The sequence below is a fragment of the Aquabacterium sp. genome, assembly GCF_029946005.1.
GTDB lineage: Bacteria > Pseudomonadota > Gammaproteobacteria > Burkholderiales > Burkholderiaceae_C > Aquabacterium.
The window spans coordinates 293,364-312,572 of sequence record NZ_JAQSDR010000002.1 but is presented as its reverse complement, the minus strand read 5'-3'; the positions used below and the strand labels follow the sequence as shown (position 1 = coordinate 312,572).

The 19,209-nt window shown below is 64.2% G+C and carries 26 protein-coding genes and 1 pseudogene; 12 read left to right on the top strand and 15 right to left on the bottom strand.

What is annotated here, in order from left to right:
* Positions 1 to 3: 3 nt before the first annotated feature.
* The 7 genes from PSV38_RS01740 to PSV38_RS01710 all read right to left on the bottom strand — a co-directional run bounded on the left by PSV38_RS01740 (position 4) and on the right by PSV38_RS01710 (position 5,225).
* Positions 4 to 198 carry a hypothetical protein gene (locus PSV38_RS01740; protein WP_300544129.1) on the bottom strand — a complete coding sequence of 65 codons (195 nt, stop codon included), beginning with the start codon at positions 196 to 198 and terminating at the stop codon, positions 4 to 6.
* 125 nt (positions 199 to 323) lie between these two features.
* Entirely contained in the window at positions 324 to 560 is a 237-nt protein-coding gene (locus PSV38_RS01735) for a hypothetical protein (RefSeq protein WP_300544127.1), read from the bottom strand.
* Positions 561 to 562: 2 nt separating this feature from the next.
* On the bottom strand, positions 563 to 2,467 hold the full coding sequence (locus tag PSV38_RS01730) for a ferrous iron transporter B (protein ID WP_300544124.1): 1,905 nt from the start codon (positions 2,465 to 2,467) through the stop codon (positions 563 to 565).
* Between the two features lie 23 nt (positions 2,468 to 2,490).
* Positions 2,491 to 2,766, bottom strand: a complete 276-nt coding sequence (locus PSV38_RS01725; protein ID WP_300544122.1) for a FeoA family protein — start codon at positions 2,764 to 2,766, stop codon at positions 2,491 to 2,493.
* Between the two features lie 401 nt (positions 2,767 to 3,167).
* Positions 3,168 to 3,488 carry a BON domain-containing protein gene (locus tag PSV38_RS01720; protein WP_300544119.1) on the bottom strand — a complete coding sequence of 107 codons (321 nt, stop codon included), beginning with the start codon at positions 3,486 to 3,488 and terminating at the stop codon, positions 3,168 to 3,170.
* Between the two features lie 46 nt (positions 3,489 to 3,534).
* Positions 3,535 to 3,711 carry a DUF1328 family protein gene (locus PSV38_RS01715; protein ID WP_300544117.1) on the bottom strand — a complete coding sequence of 59 codons (177 nt, stop codon included), beginning with the start codon at positions 3,709 to 3,711 and terminating at the stop codon, positions 3,535 to 3,537.
* A gap of 167 nt (positions 3,712 to 3,878) precedes the next feature.
* Positions 3,879 to 5,225, bottom strand: a complete 1,347-nt coding sequence (locus PSV38_RS01710) for a CHASE3 domain-containing protein (protein WP_300544114.1) — start codon at positions 5,223 to 5,225, stop codon at positions 3,879 to 3,881.
* A gap of 57 nt (positions 5,226 to 5,282) precedes the next feature.
* Between PSV38_RS01710 and PSV38_RS01705 the strand changes: the two genes are divergently transcribed.
* Entirely contained in the window at positions 5,283 to 5,915 is a 633-nt protein-coding gene (locus tag PSV38_RS01705) for a response regulator transcription factor (RefSeq protein ID WP_290663328.1), read from the top strand.
* Here PSV38_RS01705 and PSV38_RS01700 read toward each other — a convergent pair.
* The gene (locus tag PSV38_RS01700; protein WP_300544109.1) at positions 5,893 to 6,282 is read right to left on the bottom strand and encodes a response regulator; all 390 of its coding nucleotides are present in this window, start codon (positions 6,280 to 6,282) and stop codon (positions 5,893 to 5,895) included. The genes PSV38_RS01705 and PSV38_RS01700 overlap by 23 nt on opposite strands.
* A gap of 266 nt (positions 6,283 to 6,548) precedes the next feature.
* Between PSV38_RS01700 and PSV38_RS01695 the strand changes: the two genes are divergently transcribed.
* Positions 6,549 to 7,100 (top strand): hypothetical protein, encoded by a 552-nt coding sequence (locus PSV38_RS01695; RefSeq protein WP_300544107.1) that lies wholly within the window; start codon positions 6,549 to 6,551, stop codon positions 7,098 to 7,100.
* Positions 7,101 to 7,196: 96 nt separating this feature from the next.
* Here the strand turns inward: PSV38_RS01695 and PSV38_RS01690 are convergent, their stop codons facing one another.
* From PSV38_RS01690 to PSV38_RS01670, 5 genes are read right to left on the bottom strand one after another with little or no spacing between them, the layout of a single operon-like run.
* Positions 7,197 to 7,697 carry a hypothetical protein gene (locus PSV38_RS01690; RefSeq protein ID WP_300544105.1) on the bottom strand — a complete coding sequence of 167 codons (501 nt, stop codon included), beginning with the start codon at positions 7,695 to 7,697 and terminating at the stop codon, positions 7,197 to 7,199.
* The gene (locus PSV38_RS01685; RefSeq protein ID WP_300544103.1) at positions 7,694 to 8,086 is read right to left on the bottom strand and encodes a hypothetical protein; all 393 of its coding nucleotides are present in this window, start codon (positions 8,084 to 8,086) and stop codon (positions 7,694 to 7,696) included. The genes PSV38_RS01690 and PSV38_RS01685 overlap by 4 nt, the downstream gene beginning before the upstream one ends.
* 30 nt (positions 8,087 to 8,116) lie before the next feature.
* Complete coding sequence (locus tag PSV38_RS01680; RefSeq protein ID WP_300544101.1) at positions 8,117 to 8,500, bottom strand: hypothetical protein; 384 nt, start codon at positions 8,498 to 8,500, stop codon at positions 8,117 to 8,119.
* A gap of 52 nt (positions 8,501 to 8,552) precedes the next feature.
* A complete protein-coding gene (locus PSV38_RS01675) occupies positions 8,553 to 8,717 on the bottom strand; it encodes a DUF1328 family protein (RefSeq protein WP_230180303.1) in 165 nt (54 codons plus the stop codon).
* A 47-nt stretch (positions 8,718 to 8,764) separates the two neighbouring features.
* Positions 8,765 to 9,184, bottom strand: a complete 420-nt coding sequence (locus tag PSV38_RS01670; RefSeq protein WP_300544098.1) for a BON domain-containing protein — start codon at positions 9,182 to 9,184, stop codon at positions 8,765 to 8,767.
* Between the two features lie 203 nt (positions 9,185 to 9,387).
* Here PSV38_RS01670 and PSV38_RS01665 point away from each other — a divergent pair.
* The 3 genes and pseudogenes from PSV38_RS01665 (at position 9,388) to PSV38_RS01655 (ending at position 11,818) form a co-directional block, all read left to right on the top strand.
* Positions 9,388 to 9,908: pseudogene (locus tag PSV38_RS01665) on the top strand (SDR family NAD(P)-dependent oxidoreductase).
* Between the two features lie 164 nt (positions 9,909 to 10,072).
* Entirely contained in the window at positions 10,073 to 10,813 is a 741-nt protein-coding gene (locus tag PSV38_RS01660) for an OmpA family protein (RefSeq protein WP_300544096.1), read from the top strand.
* 123 nt (positions 10,814 to 10,936) lie between these two features.
* A complete protein-coding gene (locus PSV38_RS01655) occupies positions 10,937 to 11,818 on the top strand; it encodes a pirin family protein (protein WP_300544094.1) in 882 nt (293 codons plus the stop codon).
* A gap of 13 nt (positions 11,819 to 11,831) precedes the next feature.
* On the opposite strand, the gene PSV38_RS01650 is transcribed toward PSV38_RS01655, so the two are convergent.
* Complete coding sequence (locus PSV38_RS01650; RefSeq protein ID WP_300544093.1) at positions 11,832 to 12,650, bottom strand: M90 family metallopeptidase; 819 nt, start codon at positions 12,648 to 12,650, stop codon at positions 11,832 to 11,834.
* A 64-nt stretch (positions 12,651 to 12,714) separates the two neighbouring features.
* Positions 12,715 to 13,656, bottom strand: coding sequence for a cation diffusion facilitator family transporter (locus PSV38_RS01645; protein WP_300544090.1), 942 nt, complete (start codon positions 13,654 to 13,656; stop codon positions 12,715 to 12,717).
* Positions 13,657 to 13,807: 151 nt separating this feature from the next.
* Between PSV38_RS01645 and PSV38_RS01640 the strand changes: the two genes are divergently transcribed.
* The 7 genes from PSV38_RS01640 to PSV38_RS01610 all read left to right on the top strand — a co-directional run bounded on the left by PSV38_RS01640 (position 13,808) and on the right by PSV38_RS01610 (position 19,193).
* Complete coding sequence (locus tag PSV38_RS01640) at positions 13,808 to 14,155, top strand: DUF1924 domain-containing protein (RefSeq protein ID WP_300544333.1); 348 nt, start codon at positions 13,808 to 13,810, stop codon at positions 14,153 to 14,155.
* 93 nt (positions 14,156 to 14,248) lie between these two features.
* On the top strand, positions 14,249 to 14,638 hold the full coding sequence (locus PSV38_RS01635) for a diheme cytochrome c (protein ID WP_300544331.1): 390 nt from the start codon (positions 14,249 to 14,251) through the stop codon (positions 14,636 to 14,638).
* A 7-nt stretch (positions 14,639 to 14,645) separates the two neighbouring features.
* Complete coding sequence (locus tag PSV38_RS01630) at positions 14,646 to 15,356, top strand: cytochrome b/b6 domain-containing protein (RefSeq protein WP_300544087.1); 711 nt, start codon at positions 14,646 to 14,648, stop codon at positions 15,354 to 15,356.
* Between the two features lie 14 nt (positions 15,357 to 15,370).
* Positions 15,371 to 16,045 carry a winged helix-turn-helix domain-containing protein gene (locus PSV38_RS01625; RefSeq protein WP_300544085.1) on the top strand — a complete coding sequence of 225 codons (675 nt, stop codon included), beginning with the start codon at positions 15,371 to 15,373 and terminating at the stop codon, positions 16,043 to 16,045.
* Entirely contained in the window at positions 16,042 to 17,400 is a 1,359-nt protein-coding gene (locus tag PSV38_RS01620) for an ATP-binding protein (RefSeq protein WP_300544083.1), read from the top strand. Before PSV38_RS01625 ends, PSV38_RS01620 begins: the two co-directional genes overlap by 4 nt.
* A 33-nt stretch (positions 17,401 to 17,433) precedes the next feature.
* Positions 17,434 to 18,003 carry a TetR/AcrR family transcriptional regulator gene (locus PSV38_RS01615; RefSeq protein WP_300544081.1) on the top strand — a complete coding sequence of 190 codons (570 nt, stop codon included), beginning with the start codon at positions 17,434 to 17,436 and terminating at the stop codon, positions 18,001 to 18,003.
* Positions 18,004 to 18,059: 56 nt separating this feature from the next.
* Positions 18,060 to 19,193, top strand: a complete 1,134-nt coding sequence (locus PSV38_RS01610) for a thiolase family protein (protein WP_300544079.1) — start codon at positions 18,060 to 18,062, stop codon at positions 19,191 to 19,193.
* Positions 19,194 to 19,209: the final 16 nt, after the last annotated feature.

Below are 19,209 nucleotides of genomic sequence, written 5' to 3'. Positions count from 1 at the left end.
GGCTTACGGGGCCAGGGTCGCGGTGGTGGTCAGGTTGTCGGCGGGTTTGACCTGGGCAGGGGTGCCCTCGCGGTCAAACACCAGGTGCCACACCTTCGCGACCAGCGAGGGGCTGGCGGCGGACGAGGCTTCGGTCGTGGTCGGTCCGAGGAGGACGAACGCCAGAGCCAGTGGTGCGATGGCAAACAAAGGACGCATAGGATTGGTAGAAGACCTGATGTTAAGTTGTGGCACCAAGTGTAGGGCCCGCTTTGTCGTGGCGTCACCCCCTTTGCGAGGGGTGCACACCCCTGAGGCAAGGGGTTGTCATGCGCACTCTGTGGCTATTTGCGCGACCGCACGACCGTGATGCGGTGATCTCGATGAGGCGTGGCGCCTGAAGAGCCGCATTGTTGGCAAGCGCCGCTGGCCTGACCGCAGGCCGCTTTGGCGGCCGCAGGCGCGGTTTTCAAGCCCAGCAATGAGGCCAAGGCGGGCCACCAGCGTCGGCCCAGGTAGGCCACCGCCGTGAGCACGATGCTCATCGCCACCAACTCTTGCCAGAGCGGGCTGCCGTTCATGCTCAAGCGCCCCAGGCCAGGGCCAGGCGGTAAACCACCCAGCAAGCGGCATAGGCCAGTGCGAACAGGTAGGCCGTCATGGCCAGGGGCACGGTCCAGCCATTGGTTTCCCGCTTGACCACGATCACGGTGGACAGGCATTGCGGCGCGAACACGAACCAGGTCATCAGGGACAAGGCGGTGGGCAGGGACCAGGCTTGCCCGATCACCGTGGTCAGCGCGCCGGTCAGGGCATCGCCCGTTTGCGACATGGCGTACACCGTGCCCAGGGCGCTGACCGCCACTTCACGCGCGGCCATGCCGGGCACCAGCGCAATGCAGATCTGCCAGTTGAAACCAATCGGCTCAAAAATCACCTGCAGCGCGCGACCGGCCATGCCTGCCAAGCTGTACTCGATGGCAGGGCCGGTGGCGTCCAGCGGCGGGGCCGGGTAGGTCGACAAAAACCACAGGATGACCATCAAGGCCAGGATGATGGTGCCCACGCGGGTGACAAAAATCTGCGCGCGTTCCCACAAACCCAGCGCCAGGTTGCGCAAGTGAGGCCAGTGGTAGTCGGGCAGCTCCATCAGCAAGGGCTGCGCGTGCGACTGGCGCATGAACAGTTTGAGCACCAGCGCCACGAACAGGCCTGCCAGGATGCCTGCCGCGTACAGGGCAAACAGCACCAGGCCTTGCAGGTTGAAGATGCCGCCCACGGTCTGGCTGGGGATGAAGGCGGCGATGAGCAAGGCGTACACCGGCAAGCGGGCCGAGCAGGTCATCAAAGGCGCGATCAGGATGGTCACCAGGCGGTCGCGCGGATTGGCGATGGTGCGCGTGGCCATGATCCCGGGGATGGCGCAGGCAAAACTGGACAGCAGCGGGATGAAGGCGCGGCCCGACAGGCCGACGCTGCCCATCACCCGGTCGAGCAAAAAGGCGGCCCGGGGCAGGTAGCCGGAGTCTTCCAGTGCCAGGATGAAGAAGAACAGGATCAGGATCTGCGGCAGGAACACCAGCACGCCACCGGCGCCGCTGATGATGCCGTCCACCAGCAGCCCGCGCAGCATGCCTTCGCCCATCTGCGTGCCCACCCATTCGCCCAGCGCGCCCATGGACGTGTCGATGAGCTCCATGGGGGCGGCGGCCCAGCTGAACACGGCCTGGAAGACCAGGAACATCAACACGGCCAGGATCACCGGGCCAAGCACGGGATGCAGTGCGTACTGGTCGATCCGGGTGGTCAGGCTGGGGCCGGTGGCGGGCGTCACCACGCACCGCGACAGCAACTCGCTCACGCGCTGGTGGGTGGCCTCAACCGGGATGGCGGCGATGCGCTCCATGGGCCGGACGGCAGGTTGGCCCGGCAGCCTGGTCCAGTCAAGCCGGTCCAATTGCGCCAGCAAGGCTTGCTCGCCCCCGGCCTTCACGGCCACGGCTTCGATCACGGGCACGCCCAACTCGTCTTGCAGTTTGGCCACGTCAATGTGGATGCCGCGCTTGCGGGCCAGGTCCATCATGTTGATGACCAGCACCATGGGCGCGTCCAGCGATTGCAGCTCCAGCACCATGCGCAGGTTCAGGCGCAGGTTGGTGGCATCGACCACGCAGACCAGGCCCACCGGGCTGGCTTCACCGGCGCGGGTGCCGGCGATCACGTCGCGGGTGATGGCTTCGTCAGGGGTGGTGGGCAGCAGGCTGTAGGCGCCGGGCAAATCGAGCACTCGCCAGACCTGGCCTGCGGGCGACACGAACTGGCCCTCCTTGCGCTCCACCGTCACACCCGCGTAGTTGCCGACCTTTTGCCGAGCACCCGTCAGCCGGTTGAACAGCGCAGTCTTGCCACAATTGGGATTGCCCACCAAGGCAATCAGCGGGGCGGGTAAAGCGGAGGCGGGGACAGGCGCGAAGGCCGCATCAGACATGACGGAACTGCCGGTTCGGAAAGTCAGGCGTGGACGACTTCGATCAGGGAGGATTCGAGGGTGCGCATGGCGAAGGTGCTGGTGCCCACGCGCACGGCCAATGGGCCGCGGCCAGCGAACACGCGGCGCAACACTTCCACCCGCTCGCCGGGCACGAAGCCCAATTCCATCAGGCGGCGCTTGAGGGCGGCGCCGTCTTTGGTGGCGGTGCGGATGTTGCGGATGGTGGCCACCACACGCACAGGCAGCGTGTCCAGGGTGATGGACGAAGAAGCGGTGGTGGGGTGAGCATGGGTCATGTGCCCATTCTAAATTCAAATGCGAACGATTCGCAACTTCTTTATGCTGCCAGATTGACGCAAATCAACCCGGGAGTGACGTCAGCAAAGTTTGATCTTCGCGCAGGGCTCCATGGCTGACCGAGTCGGCACAAGCGCGGCGTGGGCGGAGCTCGCCACAGTGGCATCGGTGTGCAAAAGCGGGGATCCTGGCATCATCTTCATCGATTGGCACGGCGCCGCGCCGTTTCAGCGTGCAGGCCTCGTCAAGGTCGTCGGGGCCGGGCGTCCCGCCGAAAAACCACAAATCGACGCCATCCAGGTCATGGGGGTTCGAGTTCATGGGTCCTCCCTGTCATGGCAACGCCACCCAAAATCGTTCAAAAACTTTTTCGGGTGGCGCCACATTTAGCCGAGCTAGATCAAGGGCGAACCGCGATCTCGTTCTTGACCGACTTCACACCCTTGACTTCGCGGGCGATGGCGGCGGCGGAGTCTTTCTCGTTCTGGCTCTTGGCGAAGCCTGACAGCATCACGGTGCCATTCAAGGTTTCCACTTTGATGGAGGCGGCGTCTACCGACTTGGCATCCACGAACTTGGCCTTGATCTTGGTGGTGATGGCCGCGTCATCGATGTACTCGCCCATGGTGGATTGATCACGCGTCACGGCGCAGCCGGGAATGATGATCAGTGCGGAGGCGGTCAGGGCCAGGACAGCGGCGGTGCGTTTGTTGAAAAACATGGAAATTCTCCTTTTTGGAACGGGAAACAAAGTCAGATCGTCTTGGCTATTTTTTGATCGCGCCGATGCCCAGCAAGGCCAGGCCGACCACGACGATGAACAAGACGAGGAAGAGCACGAACAAAAACTTGGCGATGCCCGCAGCACTGGCGGCAATGCCGGTGAATCCGAACAGGCCGGCCACCAAGGCAATCACTGCAAAAAAAAGTGCCCACTTCAGCATGGCCATCTCCAGGAAATTGGTGTCTGTCGATGTAGGAACTTTAGGCGGCGGCACGCCAGGGTTGCATCAGCGTTTCGCGCATTCAGCTGTAGGACGACGCCCCGTCCAACTGTGGTCGAACGGGGGCGCGCGTGGGGCTTACAAGCAGGGCTGGGAAGGCGGCCGGATCAGGTGATCAAAGGCACGGTGGCGCTGATGCGCGTGCCTTGCCCCGCTGATGACTGCAGGACCAGCTCACCCCCTTCGGCCTCGACCCGGTAGCGCATGCCGAGCAGCCCGTGCGCCGAGCTGGGTTGTTGCGACGGATCGAAGCCCATGCCATCGTCCTTGACGGCAATGCAGGCCCGGCCATCCTGCGCGCTCAGGTCCACGGTGACGGTGTTGGCCTTGGCGTATTTGGCGATGTTGGTGAACGCCTCCTGCACCAGGCGGTACACGGTCAGCGACGCCGAGGGGCTGAGGCTGACGGAGTTGAGGTGGCAATCGACCTGCAAACCCGAACGCGTGGCGAATTCGCGCGATTGGATCTCGAGGGCGGCCACCAGGCCCAAGGTGCTCAAGGACGACGGGCACAGGTCTTCGACAATGCGGCGCTTGAGCGCGATCACCTCGTTGAGGTTGTCGTTGAGGTGGGCCATGCGTTCGGCCAGCTCGGGCGTGAGCGTGCCCAGGCGCGACTTGATGCGCGCGGCGTCCAGCTTGGCGGCGGTGAGCAAGGCGCCCAATTCGTCGTGCAACTCGCGCGCAAGCCGGCCGCGCTCGTCTTCGCGGATGGTTTGCAGGTAGCGGGTCAGGTCGGTCAGGTGCATGGTGCGCCGCTTGACCTCGAACTCCAGCTGGTCGCGCTCGGCCTGGATGGCCTGGCTTTGGGCCAGGCGTTGGGCATTGAGCGCGTTGGTCTGCGCCAGGAACATGGTCAGCGCCAGGAAGCTGATGGCGGTCATGGCGGCCACGCCGATGCGGTTGAGCATGAGGGTGTTGTGCACGTCCTCGCGCGCGGTGGTGACCTTGGCGGTTTCGCCCTCCAGCAGCTGCGTGGCCACGGCCCGCACCGACTCCATGTCCTGCTGGCCGATGTTGGACAGCACCATGGCGCGCCAGGCTTCGTCCTTGCCTTCATCGTGCAGGCGGATGGTGATGGCCACCTCGCCCAGCTTGCGCTGCGTCAGGATCTGCAACTCCTGGGCGCTTTTCTGGTTGGCCGCGTCTTTGGCGTAATACGGAATCAGCCATTTGAGGGCGGCGTTGCTGTCGTCGATGGCACCGTTCAAGGGGGTCAAGTACTCTTTGCGGCTGGTCAGCAGGTAGCCGCGCTGGCTGGTTTCGGCATCCACCAGGCGGCGCAGCAGGGTGTTGATCTGCGTGCGTGCCTGGGCCATCATGCCCATGTCGTCCATGGAATCGGTGGCCTGCCAGTACGAGGTCTCGCTGATGAAGAGCATGGCCAGCGCCGCCAATGCCGCCAACGGAAAGGCGTAAGCGCTGCGTTTGATCTGTGTCAGGCTTATCATCATGGACCACGGTTTCCTCAAAACTGATTCATCCTACTTCCAACTGATCGACCGTCGACCATGATTCGAATTGCCATCATTGACGACCACGCCATCGTGCGCGCCGGGCTGCGTCAGTTCTTCTCTGACCAGGTGGACCTCAAGGTCACGGGCGAAGCCTCCAACGGCCGAGAGGCCCTGGAACTGGTGCGGGCGGGTGATGTCGATGTCCTGGTGATGGATTTGTCCATGCCCGACCAGAGCGGTGTCGATGCCCTGGCGGCCATCCGGGCCCGTGCCCCCGACCTGCCGGTGCTGATCCTGAGCGGTTTCCCTGAAGAGCATTACGCCTTGACCTTGCTGCGCCAGGGCGCCAGCGGTTACCTCAACAAAGAGTGCGACCCGGAAGAGATCGTCAAGGCTATCCGCACCGTGTTCCGCGGCCGCAAGTACATCACCGCTGGCGTGGCCGAAATGCTGGCCGATGGCCTGGGTGGCGATCCCGACAAGTCCTTGCACGAGCAATTGTCCGAGCGCGAGTTTCAGGTCTTCCTGAGGCTGGCCAAGGGCGAGACCATTGGACACATGGCCGACAGCATGTCCCTCAGCGTGAAGACCGTGAGCACCTACCGCTCGCGCGTGATGGAAAAAATGAACCTGGCCTCCAACAGCGACCTGACTTACTACGCGCTCAAGAACGGCTTGATTCAGTGACCAGCGCCACGCAGTAGTCAATCAGGCTGTCGATCTCGTTGGACTTGTCAAAAACCTGGTCGGCGCCCAACTCCAGGCAACGTCGGCGCATGTCGGGCGTGGCGTAGTTGCTGAGCACGACGTGCTTGCGCGCCGACGGTGTCGGGTGGGTTTTTTGCAGCACGCCCAGCCCCGATCCTCGTTTGATGAAGATGTCGACGATGACCAAGTCGCAAGCGTTCTTGCCGTCGTTGAGCCAGGCCACGGCGTTGGCTTCGTCTTCCGCCGTGCCAACCACTTGCAAGGACACCATCTCCTCAAGCGTCGCGATGAGGTTCTCGCGAATCACCGGGCTGTCTTCAACAATGAAGGCTTTCAGGGGTGTCATTGACGGCTCGGTCTGTGGGGTGTGTGAAGGTCCTGATCAATTATCACTGCCGCCTGTGGGCCACACCATTGGAAGATCTCCTAGCTGTTTGTAGGAGCTCACCTACAGTGGCTTGATGACTGCCATTGGATCTCGATGGCGTAGGACAAAAACTACGTCAGCTTGCGGCACCGTCCGGTTGGGGAAAGGTCGCGCGTTTTGGACACTGGCGTTCAGCCTGTCGGCAACGATGGGTGTAAAACTCAACTACTCGCAAGGAACTGACCATGTCCAAAACCACCACCATCCAAGCCGCTGTCCTCGCCGCCTGTTTGAGCGCCGTGTCGTATGCCAACGCCGCTTCCGCGATCACCAAGACCGACTACCGTGCCGGCAAGGACGCTGCCACCGCCACTTACAAGGCCGACAAGGAAGCCTGCGACAAGTTGGGCGACAACGCCAAGGATGTCTGCGTCGCCGAAGCCAAGGCTAAGGAAAAGGTCACCAAGGCCGAGCTGGAATACAAGTACACCGGCAAGGCTGGCGACCGCAAGCACCTGGCCGACGTGAAGGCCGAAACCGCCTACGACATCGCCAAGGAAAAGTGCGATGACAAGGCCGGCAACGACAAGGACGTCTGCGTGAAGGAAGCGAAGGCCGTCGAAGTCAAGGCCAAGGCCGATGCCAAGCTGAACAAGGAAGTCGGCGACGCCTCCACAGACGCTGTTGAAGACAAGATGGACGCCGAGTACAAGGTCGCCAAGGAAAAGTGTGACGCCATGTCGGGCGATGCCAAGTCCAGCTGCGTGGACAAGGCCAAGGCTCACTACAAGAAGTAAGCAAGCGGGCCTCTTCGGGGGCCTTGTTTGGCAAGGCAAAGAGCCTGCACCGTTTGAAGGGTGCAGGCTCTTTTGCTTTGACTGGCACGCCGGTCGTCAGGGTTTTGCGCGTGGCGTGGACAGTTGGTGGATCCAGGTGATGACATTGTTGGCCAGCGCGCCGACAAAGGGCTGTTTGGCCAAGCCCAATACCGATTGCGAGACCACACCCTTGAGCAGCAATGCCTTGACGATGCCGCGGCCTGGCCGGAACCAGACCAACGAGCCGCCGATCGCAGCGGCCACCAGCACCAGGCCCAGCGGGTGCTTGTTGGCCAGGGGCTGAAGGGCTTCTCGGACCAGGCCGCCCGCCAAGTGGGTGGCGGGGCGCCAAGGATGGCTTTCCCACCAGCCCTGCAGGGCGTCGAGGGTGGAGGACAGGATGGGGTGTTCGCGCAGCTCACGCATCCAGGCCTGCAATTGCTGGGGCAGCGCGTGGCCGGTCGATTCGTCGTCTTCGGGTGTGTCCTCATCAGGAGGTGTCAGCCAAAGACGGATGCGTTCGCGCGACTGTTGCAAGCGAATTTCGGCGGGCAGGGGGGGGCGTGGGTGGGTCATGGCGTGGTGGCTTCCTTGAGCATGGCCACGTCGGCAGCGATCTGCTGGCGCAGGGCCTTGAAGCCGGGTGTGCGCTCTTCTTGTTTCATGATCACGGCGATGGCGGCGCACAGCGCCGCCATGCCCAAGGGCACCAGCCACAGGGCCCAGGGCACCTGCAGCTGCTGCAGTTGAGCACTGGGCGTGATGAGCCACAGCATGAGACCAACGCCACTGAGGATCAGGGTCACGGTCGCCAGCAAAGCCAGCACCGTGAACATGATCCAGTGGCGTTTGAATTGTCCCTGGAAGCTGTCCACTTCTTCACCCAACAACTCCGCGTACGACTGCAAATGCTCGCTCAGCAGTTCTGGCTCGGTGGCCATCAATCGAAGCAATGGACGCATCATGTGGCAACTCCCTGGGACAAGGCTGGGCGATTACACGCGGTCGCGGTTGCGGCTCACCAACTTGGCGATGGCGAACAGCGCGGCACCGGCAGCAGCTGCGATCAGCACCGACTTGACTGGCTCTTCCTTGATGTAGCTGACGGTGGAGTTGGCCGCGTTGGTGGCTTGCAGGCGCGCGCGCTTGGAGCCTTCGCGCACCGCGTCAACCGTCTTGCGGCTCAAGGCTTCGGCTTGGGCGCTCAGTCGGCCAATCAGCGGGGCGGCTTGGTCGCTCACGCCATGCACCTTGTCGGACAGGTTGTCCAGCGCATTGTTGGCTGCACGTTGGGTGGACTTGATGGCGTCGTCGGCGCTTTGGGTGGCGTCGTCGGCGAATTGCGATGCGGTTTGTTGGACGGACTTGATGGTAGTCATGGAAGTTCCTTTGGGTGAGTGATCAACAGCAATTCAAGGCAACCGACGGAGGTCAGGTTTTCTTGATCAGACTGACGAGAAAACTGGCCACGGCCAGCACGGCAAAAACCACGAACAGCAATTTGGCGATGCCTGCGGCGCTGGCGGCAATGCCACCAAAACCAAACAGGGCCGCGATGATTGCGATCACGAAAAAGACAACGGCGTAGTGCAGCATGAGGTGCTCCTGGTTGTGCAGCGTTGTGGGCTGCTTTCAAAAAGGGATCAGGACTTCTTGTCGATCTTCAATTGGTTGTCCACGGTGATCACGCCACTGACGGCGGAAGCCATGGTGGTGGCGCGGTCGCGGGACTGGTCATCGGGCGCGGTGCCAGTCAGGCGGACGCGGCCATTGCTGGTGTCCACGTCGATCTTGATGGCGCTGAGCGTCGGGTCGGCCGCCAGCTGCGCATTCACCCGTGTGGTGATGGCGGCATCGCTCAAGGCTTCGGACGTGTCCTTCTTGGCCTCGGCGGCATTGACCTTGGCGTCGGCGCTCAACTGCTCTGATTTATTTTCGGTGCTGACGATGACGCTGTCCAGCTTTTGCCCAGCGGTTTCAGTGGTGGGGGTCTTGTTGTCACAGGCGGCCAGGGCCAGCAGGCCGACGGTCAGCGGAGCAATCAGTAAAAGGCGGTGGTTCATGGTGTGTTCCTTCCGTGTTCGATGGGTCTGAGGGCTTGACGACTCAAGGTGTCAAACGGTGAAGTCAGAATAGGTGGGGGGGCTGGGAGCTGGCATCAGTCAACGCCACGGCATGTTGTCAGACAACGCCGACAGGCCGGGTACCCAAACGGGATTAACCTGTTGAGCACTCTCTTGACTTCACCCCATCACAGGCCACCCCCATGTTGCTCAAAGACAAGACTGCCTTCATCACCGGATCGGCCAGCGGCATCGGCAAGGAGATCGCGATTCTGTTTGCCAAGGAATGCGCCAGGATCGTGATCGCCGACGTGAACAAGGCGGCGGCCGATGCCACGGCGGCTGAACTGGTGACCACGGGCGCGCAGGCCATTGGTTTGGCGGTGGACGTGACGCAAGAGGACCAAGTCAATCAGGCTGTCCAGGATACGGTGGATCGCTTTGGCACGGTGGATATCCTGGTCAGCAACGCGGGCGTGCCAACGTGATCTGCCCTGGTTTTGTGCGCACACATTTGGTGGACAAGCAGATCCCCGAGCAGGCCAAGACCCTGGGCATCAGCGAGGACGAAGTCATCAAGAACGTGATGTTGAAAGAAACGGTGGATGGCGAGTTCACCACCACGCAGGACGTGGCCCACGTGGCGCTGATGTTCGCGGCCTTCCCGACCAATGCGCTGACCGGTCAGTCGCTGGTGGTCAGCCATGGCTGGTGCATGCAGTGATGAAGATGCGACGTGAACCCTGGATGCGCAAAGTCGGCGTCCGCTGACACGGATATCGGCGCCGTCCTACAGGGTTCTAAGGCATGCCCGACAGAGCGTGCCTGCCCCCTTCGACACAATCACTCTCAATGTCTCCCGAGTTTTTAGTGTTGAAAGGATTGATCATGAATCGCAAATTGATGGTGGCTGCACTGGTGGTGTGTGCTGCGTTTGGTGCCACGAACGGTGCCCGTGCACAGAGCTTGCCGTCGATCACGGTACCGCCTGCGTCCACCAACACGCCCTACCTGCTCGATTCGCAACGCATGATCGTGCGCAATTCGACGGGCGAGTGCTGGCGCACTGGCTACTGGACGGCGGAATTGGCTCAGAACACCCCGGTGGTGGGCAGTGATTTTCCCGCTGGTTGCATTTGCGACAAGCCCCTGATGCCCCAAGCGGTTTGTGAACCCAAGCCGGTGGCCGTGGTGACGCCGCCACCTGAAGCCATGGTCCCGCCGCCTGCGCCGGTGCCCACTTCGCAAAAGGTGACGATCCCGGCTGACGCCTTGTTCCAGTTCGACAAGTCTGCTTTGTCGGCCTCGGGAAAAGAAAAGCTCACCGACTTTGCCGACAAGGTCAAGACCTTGAACCTGGAAGCCGTGGTGGCCGTGGGTCACACCGACCGCATCGGTTCCGAAGCCTACAACCAGAAGCTGTCCGAGCGCCGTGCGCAGTCCGTCAAGGACTTCCTGGTGGGTCAAGGGCTCCCGGCTGACCGCGTCTACATCGAAGGCCGTGGCGAAAGCCAGGCCGTGACGGGCACTGATTGCCAAGGCAAGGACAACGGCAAGAACAAGAAGCTGGTGGAATGCCTGGCACCGGATCGCCGCGTGATCATCGAAGCGGTGGGTTCGCCCCGCTGAACTGTTCGCACTGATTGAAGTTTGATGTGACCCGGCCGGGGCAACCTGGTCGGGTCATTTTTTTGCCGCAGGCAGTTCACAATGAGCACTGAACTGGTTGCCAAAAATGAGGGAAAGTGCACCATGGGAATCACGTTGACATTGACGGGCCACCAGACCGACCTGGGCGGTGGTTTCGTGGTGCGCCGCATGTTGCCGGCTGCGGTGCGCCAGTCGGTCGGGCCGTTCATCTTCTTTGACCACTTTGGTCCCGTGGTGCAAGCGCCAAGCATGAACACCGATGTGCGGCCCCATCCCCACATCGGGCTGGCCACGGTGACTTATCTGTACGAAGGCGCGATGATGCACCGCGACAACCTGGGCACGGTGCAGCGCATCGAGCCGGGCGCCATCAACTGGATGAGCGCGGGGCGCGGCATCGTCCACTCAGAGCGCACGCCCGATGACCTGAAGCAAGCGGACCGCCACTCGCATGGATTGCAGTTGTGGGTGGCGCTGCCGCAAGCGCATGAGGAGTCGGCGCCCACCTTTGCCCACACGTCGGCGGAGCTCATCCCGGAAGTGACGGAGCAGGGCGCGACCATCCGCGTGCTGGTGGGCTCGGCCTGGGGTGTGACCTCGCCGGTGCAGCCTTTGTCGCCCACCTTGTACCTGGACATCAGATTGGCGGCGGGGCAAAGCCTGACTTTGCCGAAGCTGGCCGAAGAAGCCGCCCTCTACGCGGTGGACCAGGCCTTGACCCTGGATGGCGAGGCCGTGGCGGCGCACACCATGGTGGTGCTGGACGATGGCGGTGTGCTGGCCAATGGCACCGACAGCGAGGCGCGCCTGGTCATCATTGGCGGTGCGCCCTTGGATGGGCACCGCTTCATCTGGTGGAACTTCGTGTCCAGCCAGAAGGAGCGCATCACGCAGGCCGCCCAGGATTGGGAGAACGGCCTGTTCAAGAGCGTGCCGGGGGATGACCAGGAACGCATCGAGTTGCCGGCCAAGCGGCCATATTGAGCGTGCGCGCTCATCACCAGCTCAAGGGGTTGACGCGGTAGAAGTCGCACAGCTCGTGGTACAGCGTGGGGTGATGCTCGGCCAATGCCTGGGGGCGCTCGAAAAAGGTCTCGGAGGCCACCGCGAAAAACTCGGCGGGGTTGGTGGCGCCATAGTGGTCGAACAGTGATGCTTCGCCACGATCGGCCTGCTCCTGCAACTCGTCAAAGGCCTCGTGCATGACCTGGGACCAGCGCCGGTACCGCTCAGGGCCGGGCAGGTTGGGGGCGCCATTGGCCAGGCCGGTTTCCTGATCGAGTTGGTGCGCGAACTCGTGGATGACCACGTTGTTGGCGTCGTCCGGGATCGCTGCCCCCTCCACGGCGTCTTGCCAAGACAGGATCACCTGGCCCTGAGACCAGGATTCACCGGACAGCACCTGGCGCTGGTGATCCTGCAGCACGCCCGTCTCGTCGGTGTGCACTTTGTCGACGATGAAGGCGCCGGGGTACACCAGCACCTGGCGCAGCTCGGGGTAGTAGTCGGTGCGGGGGCGATTCAGGATGAGCAGGCAGGCCTGGGCGGCGATGGTGACGCGGATCTCGTCGGTGATGACCAGTCCACCGCAACCGATGAAGGCTTTTTCGGCCACGAAAACCTGGATGTGTTGCTTGAGCTGAAGCTGCAGGTCTACGGGCAAGGCGCGCAGGTAGGGCACGCGCTTTTTCAGGATGGCGCGCCAGGCGGGCGGGAAGGGTTGGCTGCGCCAACGGCGGCGGCGGCGCTCGGTCAGCCAGGGCTGTCCGATGAACCACGCGACCAGCAAGAGGCCCAGAACGGTGACGATGAGCATGGGCAATGGGGCCTCCTTGGGCCGTGCGGGCCTGGCTCAGCAGGTGGGGCCGTCTGGCGCGGTTTCAAGCACCGGGGTGGTCCAGGTCGGGGCGGTGCCAGGGATCCACATGCGTCATCAGGTTGAGCACCCGGTGGCGTTGCAGCACCCGTTGGCGGGCTTCAACGGCGATGTCGTGGCCGGCTTCCACGGTGATCTGGGCATCGACCTCGATGTGCGCGTCCACGATGATCATGTCGCCCATCTTGCGGGTGCGGACATCGTGGACGTTGCTCACGCCGGGCGTGTCCATCAGGGTCTGGCGGATGGCTTGCACTTCTGCTTCGTCCACCGAGCGGTCCACCAAATCATGCAAGGCGTCCCAGCCGAAACCCCAACCCATGCGCGCGACCATGAAGCCCACGATGAGGGCCGCGACCGGGTCCAGGATGGGGTAGCCGGCCAGGTTGCCCACGATGCCCAGCCCGACGACCAGCGAAGAGGCCGCGTCCGAGCGGGCATGCCAGGCGTTGGCCACCAGCATGCTGGACTTGACGCGTTTGGCCACTGCCAGCATGTAGCGGAACAGCAGCTCCTTGGCGATGAGGGCCGCGCCTGCCGCCCACAGCGCGACCACGTGCACCTTTTGCACGGTCTCGGGTGACTGCAGCTTGAGGGCGGCGGACCACAGCATGCCCACGCCGACGGCCAGCAGCAAGGCACCCAGGATCAGGGAGGCGGCGGTCTCGAAACGCTGGTGGCCATAAGGGTGGTCGTCGTCGGCGTCTTTCTGGCTGTGGTGGTTGGCGAACAGCACGACAAAGTCGGCCACCAGGTCGGACAGGGAGTGGATGCCGTCGGCGATCAGGCCTTGGGACTTGGCCAGGATGCCCACCACGATCTGGCCCACGGTGAGGACCAGGTTGACGCCCACGCTGACCCAGGTGCTGCGCGAGGCTGCGGCGGCGCGCTCTGCGGGGCTGTGTTGGTCGTCTTCGGCATCGTCGGCAAGGTCATTGAAGTTCATGGGCGCATCTTAGCCATGGCTTAAGAAAGCCCTAAGACGCCGCCGGCATCATGAGTTCCAAGGAGAGCCACCCATGAACTTGTCCGCTGTGTCCCAGAAACCCCTGCGTGCCTTGACCGTCTGTGCGGCCGGGGTGGCGGCATGCCTGGTCATGAATTTGGCCCTGGCGGCCATGCCCGCCGATCAATTGGCCGCCTACACCGCCCAGGCGGGAGCCCCGGCGGTGCCCAGTCGCGGGCAGGTGTTCTTCACCGCCCGCCATGGGCGTGAATGGAGTTGCGCTTCGTGCCATGGCGCCATGCCCACCCAGGCGGCCCGGCATGCCTCAACCGGCAAGCTCATCCAGCCACTGGCTCCCGCCTTCAACCCGGAACGCTTCACGGACCCGGCCAAGACCGAGAAGTGGTTTCGCCGCAATTGCAACGATGTGCTGGGCCGCGAGTGCAGCGCCGCTGAAAAAGCAGATGTGCTGGGCTGGTTGACCACGCTCAAGCCTTGACCAGGAGAACTCATGATGACCACTCGACGCTTGGTGGGGTTGCTCACCGCCCTGTGCTGCGGGCCCGGGGCCTTCGCCGACGACGGCGAGCGCATGGCGCGCGTTCCCTTGTTGCCCAAGTACCAGCAGGAATGCGCCGCCTGCCACCTGGCCTATCCACCAGGCATGTTGCCAGCGGCATCCTGGCGGCGTTTGATGAACACCTTGCCCAAGCACTTCGGCACCGATGCCTCGCTCGACCCGGCCTCGGTCAAGCAACTGGCCGACTGGCTCACCGCCAACGCGGGGAGCTACCGCCGCGTGCGCGAGGAGCCTGAGCAAGACCGCATCACGCGTTCAGCCTGGTTCCTGCGCCAGCACGACGAGGTGCCTGCGGCCACCTGGCGCCGCCCTGCCATCAAGAGCCCGGCCAACTGCATGGCCTGCCATGCCGGGGCCGACCGGGGTGATTTTGACGAAGACCGCATCCGCATTCCCAAGTGAGACCATCATGACCGCCTCTTCATTGAGTACTTCCCAGCCCACCACCGTGCCCGCCCGCCGACGGATGGTGGATGCCACCACCCGCGCCTTGCACTGGTTGATGGCGTTGAGCTTCACCGGCGCTTACCTCACCGCCGATGGCGAGCGCTGGCGCCTGGTGCACGTCACCTTGGGCTACACCCTGGGCGGTCTGCTGGTGGCCCGCGTGCTGTGGGGGCTGTTCGGGCCACGCCAGGTGCGCTTGTCGGTGCTGTGGCGCAAGTTGCGCAGCCTGCCCGCTTGGCTGTCCGAGCCCACCAATGCCCGCTTGGGGCAGAACGTGTTGATGGCGCTGGCGGTGGCGCTCATCCTGAGCCTGATCCTGCCTTTGACACTCAGTGGCTACGCCGTGTGGGACGAATGGGGTGGCGAATGGCTGGAAGAGGTGCATGAGTTCTTCGGCAATGCCCTGCTGGCAGTCGTGCTCTTGCACATCGGGCTGATCGTGCTGCTGAGCCTGTGGCGCCGCCAGAACCAGGCCTTGCCCATGCTCACCGGTCGTGGGCCGGGCCCCGGCGCCGACGTGGCCCCGCGCAACCATGGCTGGTTGGCACTCGCCTTGGTCGGCGTGGTTGTGGCATTCTGGCTCTGGCAATGGAACGGGGCACCCGGTGCTTCGTCCGACGCCAACCCGACCCTGTCCCACCTTGAGCGCCAGGCCGACCATGACGACGATTGAAAGCCCCCTGTGCCATGCGCCTCTTGCTTGCCGAAGATGACCCCCTGCTGGGCGATGGCTTGCAGGCCGGCCTGCGGCAACTGGGCTTCCAGGTCGATTGGGTGCGCGATGGCCTGGCTGCCGAGCGCGAGTTGCGCACCCAGGCCTATGCGGTGGCCGTGCTGGACCTGGGCTTGCCCTTGAAGGACGGTCTGGCGGTGCTGGCCGCGGTTCGCCGCGACGGCATCCCGACGCCGGTGCTGGTGCTGACCGCGCGAGACTCGGTGCCCGACCGCATCCAGGGGCTGGACGTGGGGGCCGACGATTACGTGGTCAAGCCGGTGGACCTGCAAGAGCTGGCGGCCCGCCTGCGCGCCCTGGTGCGCCGTGCCCATGGTCAGCCTCAGGAGTGTCTGCAGGCCCAGGATGTGGTGCTGGACCCGGCCGCCCGCACGGTCCGGCTGGCGGGCACCTGGGTCACCTTGTCCACACGCGAGTTCGACTTGCTGCACGCCTTGATGCTCAACGCTGGCCGGGTGCTGTCGCGCGAGCAGATCGAGCAGCACCTCTACAGCTGGGGCCATGAGGTCGACAGCAATGCGGTCGAAGTCCACATCCACCACCTGCGCCGCAAGCTGGGCAGCGGTCTGATCCAGACCGTGCGCGGTGTGGGCTATGTGCTGCAGCGCGAAGCGCCCACTTCGCCATGATCGGCCCACCGCGTTCCATCCAGGGTCGCTTGTTGGCGTGGGTGCTGGGCATGGTCGTGGTCGTTTGGCTGAGCACGGCGGGCATCACCTGGTTTGACGCGCGGCACGAATTGGAGGAGCTGCTCGATGGCCACTTGGCGCAGGCCGCGTCCTTGCTGGTGGTGCAGCAGCAAGGCGAGATCGAGGACGACCGCCATGACCTGGACGCGCCCACCTTGCACCGCTATGCGCCCAAAGTGGCCTTCCAGGTGTTCCACGAGGGGCGCTTGGCGCTGCGTTCGGCCAACGCGCCCGCCGTGCCCATGGCGGCGCCGGGGCAGCCCTTCCGCGTGGGGTTTGACACCGTCCAGATCGATGGTTTGACCTGGCGGGTCTTCGCCGCTCAGGGCGGTGAGCAGGATGTGCGGGTGTATGTGGGCGAGCAGATGAACTCGCGCATGGGGATCCTGTGGGCCGTTTTGCGCAGCACGTTGTGGCCCATGCTGGTGGCCCTGCCGCTGTTGGCCTTGGCGGTGTGGTGGGCGGTGCATCTGGGCGTGTCGCCCATGCGGCGTTTGGGCCAGGTGCTGGCGCAGCGCGAACCGCAGGCGCTGCATCCCGTGGCGGTGGCGGGGGCGACGGTGGAGATGCTGCCCATGATCGAGGCCCTGAACGCCCTGTTCGCGCGCATCGACCAGCTGCTGGCCTCCGAGCGTCGCTTCACCGCGGACGCCGCCCACGAGTTGCGCACCCCCATCGCCGCGATCCGAGCCCAGGCGCAGGTCGCCTTGGCCGAGGCCGACGAGCTGGCTCGGCGTCATGCGCTGCTCAACACCGTGCAGGGCTGTGACCGGGCCACCCGCCTGGTGGACCAATTGCTGACCTTGTCCCGGTTGGAGGCGGCCGATGCCATGGCGCCCCAGGTGGTGGACCTGCGCGCCTTGACCCAAAGCGTGTTGGCCGAACTGGCCCCCAAGGCACTGGGCAAGCACCAGACCTTGGAGTTCGAGGCGCCCGAGCCCTGTTTTTTGCCCGGCCATGAGACGCTGCTGGCGGTGCTGGTGCGCAACCTGGTCGACAACGCGGTGCGGTACAGCCCACCGTCGGCCCGCGTGACCGTGGCCTTGCGTCATGAGGCGGGGCGCGTGGTGCTGAGCGTGGAGGACAGTGGCCCTGGGTTGGCCGAGGCCGATCGCCAACGGTTGGGCGAACGGTTTTTCAGGGTGCCGGGCAGCCTGGAAAGCGGCAGCGGACTGGGCTGGTCCATCGTTCAGCGCATTGCCCAGGTCCACCGCCTGGACGTGCTGGTTGAGCCATCGAGGCAGCTCGGCGGCTTGGCCGTGCGCGTGTCAGGCGCCGCTTCGCCTGCCCCTTGACAGGGTTTTAAAGCTACCTTATGGTAGGTAGCCATGAGCGCCCCCATTCTCACCGTCGACGTCAGCACCCGCGGCCACATTCTGCAAGTGGCGCGCGAACTCATGCAGACGCGTTCTTACCTGGGCTTCAGCTTCCAGGACATCGCCGAGCGCGTGGGCATCCGCAAGGCCAGCCTGTACCACCACTTCCCCTCCAAGGAGTCGCTGGGCGTGGCTGTGCTGGTGGAGGCCACGCAAGGTTTTCGCGATTGGGCCGCCACCCGCGAAGGCAGCCCTGAGCGGCAAGTGCGGTCTTACTTCAAGATGCTGCGCAATGGCCTGGGCGCTGGCACGCGCGTCTGTCCAGCCGGTGCGCTGGTGCCCGGCTGGGATTGCATGAACGAAGAGTTGCGTGATGCGGTGCGCCAGTTGCGCGCCGGGCAGGTGCAGTGGTTGACAGGTGTCCTGCGTCAGATGCCCCAGGTGTCCTCGCCTGAGGACGTCGCGGCTTATGTGTTCGCGCTGGGGCAGGGGGCCTTGATGGCCGCCCGCGCCACCGGCCAGGCGAGTGATTTCGACCAAGCGGTGGCGCCCGCCTTTGCGCTGTTGGGCCTGCCGGATTAGGTCGGCCCTTTTTTTAGCCCAAAAAACTACCTACTGGATGGTAGAAGGAGTTTGTCATGAAAGCCGTCATTGCTGGCTACGCACGTTCACCTTTCCATTTCGCCAACAAGGGCGCACTGGCCAAGGTGCGTCCCGACGACCTGGCCGCCCAGGTGGTCCACGGCCTGTTGCAGCGCACGGACCTGGACCCCTCCCTGCTCGAAGACCTGATCCTGGGTTGCGCCTACCCGGAGTCCTCACAAGGCAACAACTTGGCGCGCGTCGTGGGGCTGCTGGCCGGCTTGCCACACGAGGTGCCGGGCATGACGGTGAACCGCTTCTGCGGCTCCTCCATGCAGGCCATCCACATCGCGGCTGCTCAGATTGAAGCGGGCATGGGTGAGGCCTTCTTGTGCGTGGGCGTCGAGTCCATGACGATGGTGCCCCAGGGCGGTTTCAACTTTTCGCCCAGCCCGCAATTGTTCGAGCATTCGGACGCCTACATCACCATGGGCGAGACGGCCGAGAACGTGGCCGAGCGCTGGAACGTGGCCCGCGCCGACCAGGAGTTGCTGGCGATGCAGTCGCACCAGAAGGCAGCGGCGGCCCGTGAAGGTGGGCGATTGAAGGACGAGGTCATCCCCATCCGCACCGCGGCGGGCGAGTTGATCGAGGCCGATGGCTGCATCCGGCCTAACACCTCGCTGGAAGCCTTGGCAGGCTTGAAGCCCGTGTTCCGCCCCACCGGCGTGGTCACGGCGGGCACCTCGTCGCCGCTGACCGATGGGGCCTCGGTGGTGCTGGTGACCAGCGACGAGTTCGCGGCGCGTCACGGCCTGAAGGCCACGGCCCGCATCAAGTCCTTCGCCTCGGTGGGCGTGGACCCGGCCGTGATGGGCATCGGCCCGATCCCCGCCACGCGCAAGGCCTTGGCCCGGGCTGGCTTGCAGGTGGCCGACCTGGACGTGGTCGAGATCAACGAGGCCTTTGGCTCGCAAGCACTGGCCTGCATCCGCGACCTGGGCCTGAACCCGGCCACCGTGAACCTGGACGGCGGTGGCCTGGCCATCGGGCACCCGCTGGGCGCCACGGGTGCGCGCATCACGGGCAAGGCGGCGGCGCTGATGGCGCGTGAGAACGGGCGCTATGCTTTGGCCACCCAATGCATTGGCGGCGGCCAAGGCATCGCCACCATCCTGGAGCGTGTTTGATGTCAGCAAGGACCAC